At 55.0% G+C, this 9,951-nt stretch carries 11 protein-coding genes; 7 read left to right on the forward strand and 4 right to left on the reverse strand.

Annotated features, from left to right (window positions below; translation table 11 throughout):
• Positions 1-55: 55 nt before the first annotated feature.
• A complete protein-coding gene (locus Pla100_RS31685; RefSeq protein ID WP_390620621.1) occupies positions 56-319 on the reverse strand; it encodes an alcohol dehydrogenase catalytic domain-containing protein in 264 nt (87 codons plus the stop codon).
• Positions 320-325: 6 nt separating this feature from the next.
• Positions 326-460 (reverse strand): hypothetical protein, encoded by a 135-nt coding sequence (locus Pla100_RS32210; RefSeq protein WP_261344809.1) that lies wholly within the window; start codon positions 458-460, stop codon positions 326-328.
• 115 nt (positions 461-575) lie between these two features.
• On the opposite strand from Pla100_RS32210, the gene Pla100_RS17670 reads away from it, so the two are divergent.
• From Pla100_RS17670 to Pla100_RS17690, 4 genes are all read left to right on the forward strand, one after another.
• On the forward strand, positions 576-1,832 hold the full coding sequence (locus tag Pla100_RS17670; protein WP_197168033.1) for a phospholipase D-like domain-containing protein: 1,257 nt from the start codon (positions 576-578) through the stop codon (positions 1,830-1,832).
• 646 nt (positions 1,833-2,478) lie between these two features.
• On the forward strand, positions 2,479-2,697 hold the full coding sequence (locus Pla100_RS17680) for a hypervirulence associated TUDOR domain-containing protein (RefSeq protein ID WP_146579018.1): 219 nt from the start codon (positions 2,479-2,481) through the stop codon (positions 2,695-2,697).
• 73 nt (positions 2,698-2,770) lie between these two features.
• The gene (locus Pla100_RS17685) at positions 2,771-3,259 is read left to right on the forward strand and encodes a Dps family protein (RefSeq protein ID WP_146579019.1); all 489 of its coding nucleotides are present in this window, start codon (positions 2,771-2,773) and stop codon (positions 3,257-3,259) included.
• A gap of 39 nt (positions 3,260-3,298) precedes the next feature.
• Positions 3,299-3,778: a pyridoxamine 5'-phosphate oxidase family protein gene (locus Pla100_RS17690; RefSeq protein ID WP_146579020.1), complete on the forward strand. Its 480-nt coding sequence runs from the start codon at positions 3,299-3,301 to the stop codon at positions 3,776-3,778.
• A gap of 3 nt (positions 3,779-3,781) precedes the next feature.
• Here the strand turns inward: Pla100_RS17690 and Pla100_RS17695 are convergent, their stop codons facing one another.
• Positions 3,782-5,203: an AI-2E family transporter gene (locus tag Pla100_RS17695; RefSeq protein ID WP_231603167.1), complete on the reverse strand. Its 1,422-nt coding sequence runs from the start codon at positions 5,201-5,203 to the stop codon at positions 3,782-3,784.
• 41 nt (positions 5,204-5,244) lie between these two features.
• Between Pla100_RS17695 and Pla100_RS17700 the strand changes: the two genes are divergently transcribed.
• Together Pla100_RS17700 and Pla100_RS17705 are read left to right on the forward strand one after the other, a co-directional pair.
• Positions 5,245-6,471 (forward strand): endonuclease/exonuclease/phosphatase family protein, encoded by a 1,227-nt coding sequence (locus Pla100_RS17700; protein ID WP_146579021.1) that lies wholly within the window; start codon positions 5,245-5,247, stop codon positions 6,469-6,471.
• Positions 6,468-7,199 carry a CDP-alcohol phosphatidyltransferase family protein gene (locus tag Pla100_RS17705; RefSeq protein ID WP_146579022.1) on the forward strand — a complete coding sequence of 244 codons (732 nt, stop codon included), beginning with the start codon at positions 6,468-6,470 and terminating at the stop codon, positions 7,197-7,199. The genes Pla100_RS17700 and Pla100_RS17705 overlap by 4 nt, the downstream gene beginning before the upstream one ends.
• Here the strand turns inward: Pla100_RS17705 and Pla100_RS17710 are convergent.
• Positions 7,183-9,030 (reverse strand): TIGR03960 family B12-binding radical SAM protein, encoded by a 1,848-nt coding sequence (locus Pla100_RS17710; RefSeq protein WP_146579023.1) that lies wholly within the window; start codon positions 9,028-9,030, stop codon positions 7,183-7,185. The genes Pla100_RS17705 and Pla100_RS17710 overlap by 17 nt on opposite strands.
• Positions 9,031-9,502: 472 nt before the next feature.
• Between Pla100_RS17710 and nirD the strand changes: the two genes are divergently transcribed.
• Positions 9,503-9,823: a nitrite reductase small subunit NirD gene (gene nirD, locus Pla100_RS17715; protein ID WP_146579024.1), complete on the forward strand. Its 321-nt coding sequence runs from the start codon at positions 9,503-9,505 to the stop codon at positions 9,821-9,823.
• Positions 9,824-9,951 lie beyond the last annotated feature (128 nt).

Genomic DNA, 9,951 nt, shown 5'->3' on the forward strand with positions numbered 1-9,951 from the left:
GATCCCGGAGCGACTGAAGGGCGGTTGACCCTGCCAGCGGGACGGCGGCGGCTTCTTAGAAAGACATCTCGTTGGGAATTTTCGCGGTGGCATCTATCGCGCTTACCGCGAAGTCGGCCGATGCGCCACCACGACTGGAGTCCAAGAACGCCATCACTCGCTCGCTCACGGAGAATGGTGAATCTGCGGCGGCATCGGCGATGATCCCAGCCACGTCATAACCGGGAACTCTCGGGAAGCCACCCGGCAACAGTCCTTTCATCTCTCCATTTCGCAATCGATAGTCGATCGGATTGACGCTCGTCGCCTGGACATCGATTAAGACTTAACCAGGCAATCTGCGGGGAATCGGGACGCTGGCTTGGTGGATGACGTCGGCACTGCCGTAGTCGTCGAATACCATCGCATTCATGGTGGTCGAAGCAGTTCGGGACGATTGGGCTGGGGATTGAGTATTCATGATAGTGGCCCATGCAACTTGCAAGCCAATCGAGCATCATCCAGAAACGTTGGCATATCATCTGCGTCGGTTCAAGCGCGAACCCGCTGATTCGCCTTCGTTTATACGCCGCCCCATGATTTATCTCGTCGCTTATCTTTCGATGCTCATAGGCGCGATCTCGACGGTGATCGCGATTACCGCGATGCGGCGACGTGAAAAGCACAATATCGGGAAGTTCGGTTGGTTGGTGCTCGTCCTACTCACGCCCCCAGTCGGGCTGATTCTGTTCGCGTTGTTCGGCGGACGGAAAATCTCTGCCGAACACAAGCGTCGACAAACCGTTCAAGTCCCTGCTGGCCTTGGCAATTCGAAAGGGAATGAGAAGCGACACCGGCAACCCGACGGGGGCGATGGGGAGATCGCCGTCAAACGTGGAATACGAGCCCCCAGCACGAACAACACGCTGCGGTTCGTGACGACTCCCGAGACGATGTACCGCAGCCTGATTGACGTGATCAAGTCGGCACAAGAACGATTATTTGTGCAATCCTTCATTTTTGTCGACGATTCCCTAGGACGATTATCACGATTCGCGTATTCCAATTTTCGCAATCACCGCACGTTGGTAGTCGCCGACGGGAATCGAGCGATGCTCGGCGGGGCCAACTTTGTCGAATACGAAATGACCGAAACGCCCGCCCCTGAAACTTGGGTCGACTACCTGCTCGAGGTTCGCGGCGACGCGGCCCGCCAAGCCGAAGGCATGTTTTTATCGGATTGGGATTTTGTCACCGATGAGGGACTCGAGGCTTCCGACACCGAGATCCCGAGAATTGATCCTGACGACCCGCACCATGCCAAGTTGCAACTATTGCCGGTCGGGGCAGACGGACCAGACGAATTACTCGACGACGTTTGGCTGACCGCGATCAACCGGGCTCGCGAGCGGGTTTGGATCGCGACCCCGTACTTTGTTCCACCGCCGATGGCGATGAGATCGCTTGCCATGGCCGTGCGACGTGGCGTCGACGTGCGAGTTTTGTATCCCGACGAGTCGGATCTCGCCCCGGCTGATTTTGCTCGGTTTGATTACGTTCGTGATCTTCATCATTTGGGTGGCCGGATGTTTCGGCTGCCGGAAAAAATGATTCACGCAAAGTTGTTGCTCGTCGACGACCGGGAGGCTTACGTTGGGTCGGCCAACTTCGACATGCGAAGCTTTTTCTTGAATTACGAAATGGTCCTTGGCGTTTTTACTCAACCCCGTATCGACGAGCTCGCGGATTGGTTCGAAGACTTGTCCGGAAAATGCATCGAAGGTTGCGTCCAAGAGACCGTCAAATGGCGGGTGCTCGGTGTCTTGATGCGAGTTTTTGGTGAAGAGCTCTGATCAGATCCTCTTCTCATCAAACCGGCCGCGCATCGCTCAGCTTGGCTTGCAATCGACCACCTCTGCGGTCTGTCTGTAAACGGTTTGCTGCTAGTGCTTTGTCAAGATTCAATTCTAGGGTGAGCCGAACGCGCTAGCGGTTTGTTGATTTAGTCGCATACCGAACGACAACAATTAGCCGATGGGCGTTAGCCCCGGTTGGCGTCCAGTTAACCGCCGCTAACGCGGTACGGCTAATTAAATCAACAGCCCGCTAGCGTCGGGCGTCGAGCAATGCCCGCGGCTAGCGGGCTGTTGATTTAGTCCTCATCGAAACCCGAAGCGTGAGCGAGGGATACATACAAAGGACTTAATGGTGATGAATCCCTCGCTCACGCTTCGGGTTACGATTAAATCAACACGCCGCTAGCGCCGTCGGCTCACTTCACTGACCCTAATTTTATATTTTGACAAAGCACTAGCCGCAGGAGAGGTGGGTGGCCATGCAATGAGCCAATCACTGAACCAGCGTAGCTGAGTTAACAAACCTCTCTTCCTTATTGTTTTCCCATTGGCGCATTCTTTGCGTCAGTACTTGCCTGGTTCTCATCGACATGGACTCGAACGCCGTGTACGTATTCCATTTTTTCTAGAAAAGCAAATCATCGTGGGACAGAAGTTTCAAGTCAATCAATACGTGAAATGGAACTACGGCAATGGAACGGCCGAGGGGCAAATCAAAGAATCCTTCAAGCATAAAGTCACGAAGGAAATTAAAGGCAACGAGGTTACTCGCAATGCCACCGACGATGATCCAGCCTATCTGATCGAACAAAGCGATGGCGACTTGGTTCTCAAAAGTGAGACCGAGCTACGCGACGCCTGATGTCAAGAAAAGAACGAGAAGCAAACCTCGTTTATCACCCACTCAACCTACCTGCTTCTTTGGAGAACACCTTATGGCAACCGCCACTCAGTCTCAGTTCAAACGTGAAATCCTTGAAAACGGAGCCAACGAGAAGGTCACCGCAATTCTGCAAAAGAATTTGACCAATTTCGTCGACTTGGCTTTGCTTCTCAAGCAAGCCCATTGGAATGTTATCGGGCAAAATTTCCGCAGTGTTCATTTGCAACTTGATGTGATCATCGCCACCGTTCGAGACGCCAGCGACGAGATCGCCGAACGGATGTCGGCATTGGGAATCTCTCCCGATGGCCGATCCTCCACGGTTGCGGAGTCGAGCGACCTGGCACCCTACCCGCACGATTTCCTTAAAGTTCCTGAGACGATCACCCGGGTTGCCGACGCGATGAAAATCGCCATTGATCAATTACGATCGGCCATTGAGAAGACCGGCGACTTGGATCCGGTGACCGAAGACCTGTTGATTGGCATCTCAGGTCCCATGGAAAAGCACCTGTGGATGGTCCAGGCTCAAGAAGAGTAGTCCATTTCAACACGTCCTGCTATCAGCGAAAGACAACTAATGAATACCGAAGAAAAACTGATCGATCTCGTTCATGATTTCGATACCGCGATGTTGGTTACAAAAACGGATGATGGATTGCACGCGCGTCCGATGGCGGTGGCCCAAGCGACTGACGACGGGGAACTGTGGTTTGTCACCGACCGCCACTCGGGAAAGATTGCGGACCTGATGCTTGACCGTGATGTCGCCATCACCATGCAAAGTTCGCGGAAGTTTGTCGCATTATCAGGCGAGTGCCGAGTGGTCGATGACCGCGCGAAGGTTAAGGAATTATGGCAGGAAGGTTGGAAGGTCTGGTTTCCCAACGGCCCCACCGATCCTTCGATTACACTCTTAAAGGTCGAGCCCAGCCGAGGTGAGTACTGGGACAATAGTGGCGTCGAGGGGCTGAAGTACTTGGTGAAAGCCGGTATGGCGTATCTTCAAGGGGATCGGGCCAGTACGGATGCATCCATTAACGCATCGGTATCGCTGTAGCCTTCAAGCTCCGATCGTTTCGCCGATCAACTCGTCTTCTTGAATCGGCTCGCAATCATCGCCGGGGCGACAAGGGTCTTCGCCCAAGACAACCGCAATCGGGTAAGTGGCGTCAAAACAAGCGAACACTTCCCGTTGAACGATTAGCAGTGGCACGGCGAGAAAGACACCCGGCAGACCCCATAAAAATCCCCAGAAAGCGACCGCAACCAAGACGACCACCGGTCCTACTTTAAGCGTCTTGCCCAAGATCGAAGGTGTGACGAATTGACCTTCGACTGCCGTCGTCAACCAAAAGGCGAGTGCGGTCAGGACGGATCGGCCTAAACCTTCGAAAACACTAGCGGCGGCCAGGAAGACGATCGCCGTTCCGGCAAGCGGTCCGACGTACGGAATGAAATTGAACAGCGTCGCGATGACGCCCCACAAAACTGGCGTGGGCATGCCGACGGCCCACATTACGGACGTCACCACGATTCCGAGCCCAATGTTGATCAGCGTGATCTGGCTGAGATATTTACCGACGGAGTCTTGCACTTTTCCGGTCGCCCCAAGAACTTCCGCCCGTTTTTGCTCCGACGACAAGACGCCGAGAACACGGTTGAGAAAATCATCACCCGTCGACAGCATAAAGAAAGTCAACACGGCGACTGCGGCAATGAAGGCCAGCAATTGCCCAGTTTTGTTGATCAAAACGGTTTGGTCGACCATGCTCGGCTTTTCGATCGACACTTCGATCGGTATCTCGTCTTCGGCCGCCGCCCCCTCGAGTCGCTCGTTGGCGCGATCCAGGACCGTCAACGGTTCGGCCACATCGGAGAGCTTCGCCCTCATTCTTGCAACGCTTTGGGGAGCCTTGATTAGCCATCGCTGCGTTGGCGTATAAAGCAACGTGGCCACGACGGCCACGATCGCAAATCCTGCGAGAATCAGAATGCCGCTCGCAAGGGACTGCGGGATTCCGTGTTGACACATCCGAGCCACCAAAGGACGCAGTGTGAGATAAGCCAACGCCGCGATGACAACGGGGATCAACAGGCTGCTGGCCACATAAAGAGTTCCGCATACCATCAGAACGGCGATCGTATGGATCGCGATCGAGATCGACGTGGGTTCCTCGACGACCGCTACATCGGGCGTCTTGCGTTGAAAGCGACCGCTGACCAGTTTCCGCGTCGGTGGAGGGGGCATCGCTGGCGATTGCAAGTCATCCAATCGACTCTTGGAGTAGTGCTCACGGGAATTCGATTGAGATTCGTCCATGCAGCATGGTCCGTCGTATAAAAATGATCGACCATAAGCAGTCGTACGGAGCGGTCGTTCAGGGTTGGTTGCTTCCAAGCCGATTGATTTCAGCTCTTCGATGCCGAGCACGCAAACCTTGTTCCAACCACTGCCGAGCGAACGTCGGAATAAGGTTTGCAAGCTGATCGGCTATCTATCACCAAGTTCTCAAGGAACGGGCCATGCTGGCGATCTTCAATTACGCAATCTACGTACTCTTTGCAGTGTTGGTAACGGGCTCTTTGTTACCTATTAGCTCCCATCCGCATTGGTTTATTCGTGGCTGGGATTACCCGAGAGTCCAGATCCTTGTGTTGACCTGGATTGCTGCGGGTGTCTTCATGGCGACCAATGTGACTGCTGGCCTTTCAGCACGGTGGGGATTCTATTGCATTGTCGGATTATCAATCATTTTGACGCTTTGGCATTTGATTCGAATCATTCCCTACACGCCCCTCACTTCACCACAAGTGAAGTCATGGGACTCGGCCAACTCCGTATCGGAAATCAACTCCATGTCGGAAACCAAGTCCGTGTCGGAAACCAAGTCGCCAACTTCGGCCGAAGATCCAGAACCTTCGGCCGAAGACTCGAAACGACTTCGCGTCATGATCAGCAATGTTCAGGAAGAGAATGATCAATTTGATACCTGGCGCGATGTTGTCTTGGATGTTGGTGCGGATGTCGTCATCGTTGCTGAAGTCGATGATCGCTGGGCGAAGGTGATCGACGGATTGAAAGACGTTTATCCAGAGCAAGTCGTTCAGCCCCAAGACAACTGGTACGGGATCGCGTTGATCTCGCGCTATCCCGTTGTCGAGGCTGAGATCCGATTCCTCGTTCAGGAAGACATTCCATCCATCGACGCACTGGTGGAGCTGCCCAACGGCGATCAAGTTCGGATCATCGGCGTTCATCCCCGACCGCCTGAACCGATCCGTGACAACGACGCAACCGCCCGCGATGCGGAACTCGTATTGTGGGGCAAGGAGCTCGCCGACGACGATCGACCGATCGTTATCGGGGGTGATTTGAATGATGTGGCGTGGTCTCAATCAACGCGTTTGTTCTTAAGATTGAGTGGTCTGCTTGATCCCCGGCGTGGTCGTGGGTTCTTTAACTCGTTTCACGCAGATCGATTCTGGATGCGTTTTCCATTGGACCATGTTTTTCATTCGACTCACTTTGCATTGCGGGAATTGCGGCGTCTACCTCATGTCGGATCGGATCACTTTCCGATATACATCGATCTGCAACTTGAACGCGTGATGAAAGACCTTCATGAACCACTCGAACAACAAGTAGACGATCAAGAGGAAGCCGAAGAGCGTCTCGATCGCGCTGAAGAAGAACTTGGTCTCGAAGCGGAAACGGTGGATGAAGTCGACGGCCATCCGGCCACGCCATGAGCGTCCCAACCGATTCGGAAACTCGCTGGTCAGCCTACGGGGTGCATGTTCTCACCGCGTCGGGGATCATCCCGGCGGCCTTCGCGATGCGCGAAATCGCTTCGCCCGATTGCGACCCTAGGGTGGTTTTCGGGTTGCTCTTGTTGACCACGTTCATCGACGCGATTGATGGTCCGCTCGCTCGACGATATCACGTCAAGACGCGTGCCGCCGCCATCGACGGGCGGACCATTGACGATTTGCTGGACTACCTGACATTCGCATTCATTCCGTTGATGTTAGTTTGGCAGATGCAATGGCTACCCGAAGGCACCGGCTGGACCGTCACGATCGCCATGGGCGCGAGTTTGTTCGGGTTCGCGCATCGAGATGCCAAGGACGAAGACGCCGGTTTCTTTCGCGGATTTCCTTCGTACTGGAACGTGTTTGCGTTCTATGCCGGAATTTTATTTTCAACGGTTGGTCCCTGGGCGATCGTCATCTTGTTGTGGACGCTGACGCTGCTGACCATTCTTCCCGTACGATTCATCTATCCGAATCTGGCACCGGGATCATGGCGGAAACCTTTGCTCGGTGGCGCGTTGGTTTGGTCGCTGCTGATGCTCGCAATGCTTTTCGATTACCCTAGTCCGTCGGATTGGTTAACGAATTTGTCATTGGTTTATCCGGTGATTTACACTCTCGCGAGTTTTTGGATGCAACTCAAACGGCCTAGACCCCGACGTTAATCGCATCGGCCAATTCGATCAGTTGTCGCGTCGCTCGGGTTTGTTCCTTTTCCAGGTAGGCTCGGCCGAACTTCACGTTGACGTGATCCCAGGGCAGTTTTGCCATCAATTCATATTTTTGATGGATTTGGGATTCGATATCCAAATCTGCGTCCGCGATCGCTTGCCACCATCGCTCCGGATCGAGGTGCTCGGTCCAGCCGTCCATTCGTGCGCCGCGTTCCCAGGCCAATCGGATCGCCTTGCCGGTGCGGCGATCGCCGCGGCTGATCACGCCTTCGAGCAGACTCGTTTCGATGTCGTGGCACTTGATGCTAACGCTGCGAATCGTGCGTCGTTTGTACAGATATTGGTGCGCCCATTGAAAATACTCTCGCGACTGCATGCCGTTCCATTGGTACGGCGTGTGGGCCTTGGGGACGAAGTTGGACACGCTCGCGGTCACTCGGGCATACCGGCCCATGATTTCTTTGCCGACCGTCGCGATCGCTTCAGCCAACTCGACGATGCCGTCCAAATCGACCGGCCGTTCACCCGGCAATCCGCACATGAAATACAGCTTCACGCTGTCGAAACCGTTGGCGAATGCCGCGCGGCATCCGTCGATCAAGTCGCTGTTTTTGATCTTCTTGCGGATCTGTTCTCGCATGTCATCGCGAGCCACCTCGGGGGCGAGAGTCAACGAACGACGGCGGTCGCTGCCGATCAGTTCGGGCAGACTCTTGAGTTGATCGTTGACGCGCAGGCTCGGGACGGTGATGTTCACGTCCAACGGCCGGAAAACTTCATGCAATCGTTTGACGAGTGTTTCGAAGTGCGGGTAATCGCTGCTCGAAAGCGACAGCACGCTGATTTCGTTGTAGCCCGTGTTGCGATAACTCTCCAATGCCGCCGCGACGATCGTTTCGACTTCGCGAATCCGCAGCGGTCGCTTGATCACCGTGCTTTGACAAAACCGGCACAGGTGCGGGCAACCGCGCATGATCTCGATCGCGATCCGGTCGTGAACGCATTTGACGTACGGCACGATCGGCGCGGTGGGCAACGGAATTCCGTCCAAGTCCGAAATCACACTCGGCGCGATCGTCGGCGGCACGTCGTCGCGAGTCCGCGTGATCGAAGCGATCCGCCCTTGCGAATAGTCGGGCTCATAAAACCGCGGCACGTAAGCGAACTCTAATTCACGGGCGATCGTCGCCAGAGCCTCTGCGCGTTGCCTGCGTCCATCCGAACCGGTCGCGAATGTACCGTCATCCAAACGCGCCGATTCGCGAAGATCCAACCATGCGTCACAAATCGTCGGCAACGCCGGTTCGCCGTCGCCGGTAATCATTACGTCAAAATAGTCGGCCATCGGTTCGGGATTTTGACAACATGGGCCGCCGGCGACGAGCAGCGGGGCCGCCATTGTGCGGTCGACCGACTCCAGGGCGATCCCGCCGAGATCGATCATCGTCAGCACGTTCGGTGAACTGATCTCGTACTGCAGCGATAACCCGATCACGTCAAACTCATTTAGCGGCGTGAACGTTTCGAGCGTGTACAGCGGCAAGTCGTGCTCGCGAAGTTTCGCCTCCATGTCCGGCCACGGCGTGAACACTCGTTCGGCGCACCAGTCTTCGCGGCGGTTCATTAGCGAGTACAGCACTTGGAGCCCGTGATGGCTCATGCCGATCGTGTAAGCATCGGGGAACCCGATCGCCAACTTGCCGCGAACTTGCCGGTGGTCTTTGACGATGATGTTGCGTTCGCCGCCGACGTACTGAGCGGGGGTCTGCACGTAGGGCCAAACTCGTGATTCGAGCTTCCGTTTGAGCGGTAAGTTGATCATCGGTTTACCATGGAATGAGTGGTCGGCTGGGTGGTCACGTTTGGGTATGTTATAGTGGTGACTTCACGCAACGCGAACCGCAAACCTGCGGCAAACCCGCCGTGAGTGCTTGCTTGCAAAGAAACCACCTAATCAGCCGCAACTCGCCAATACTTTTGGTAACCCGAAACGCAACGGGCTGTTGATCTAGACTGCTTCGTAACCCGCAGTGTTACGGCGTGTTGATTTAGTGAGCCGACGGCGCTAGCGGCGTGTTGATTTAATCGTAACCCGAAGCGTGAGCGAGGGATTCATCACCATTAAGTCCTTTGTATGTATCCCTCGCTCACGCTTCGGGTTTCGATGAGGACTAAATCAACAACCCGCTAGCCGCGGGCTTTACGGCAAATAAGCCACCATTCGGAACCCGCTAGCATGCGGTTCCCTCGATGCTCAACCCCATTTTCCTTCCGCGAACCGACAACCAGCGACGATGAGTGAATACGAAAACGTAGGCAATGTCACTGATTTCGACGACAACGTCGGACGAGCCGTTCCGGTCGACGGGCGAATGGTTGCGGTGTTTCGCAAAGGGGATCAGTGGTACGCGATCGACGATCTTTGCCCACACATGGGGGCTTCGCTCGCCGAAGGCCACGTCGAGAATGAAACCGTGACGTGCCCTTGGCACGCATGGCGGTTTTGCATCAAGGACGGTACTTGGGAAGACAACCCCAGGACCAAGGTCGATTGTTTCGACATCAAAGTCGAGGACGGCGCGGTGTGGGTCCGCGAGAAGTCTGCCGCCGAGTAACCTCCCATTCGCCGCATCTTGCCAAGTGTCGCCTTCACCTGCGCGAAGTTCAGATCAACGGATTATGAAAAATCCGATTTGTGACAAGTTTTCCACGGCGCAAACGGCATCGATCGGGCGATTTGTAA

The organism is Neorhodopirellula pilleata (genome assembly GCF_007859915.1).
Classification (GTDB): domain Bacteria; phylum Planctomycetota; class Planctomycetia; order Pirellulales; family Pirellulaceae; genus Rhodopirellula; species Rhodopirellula pilleata.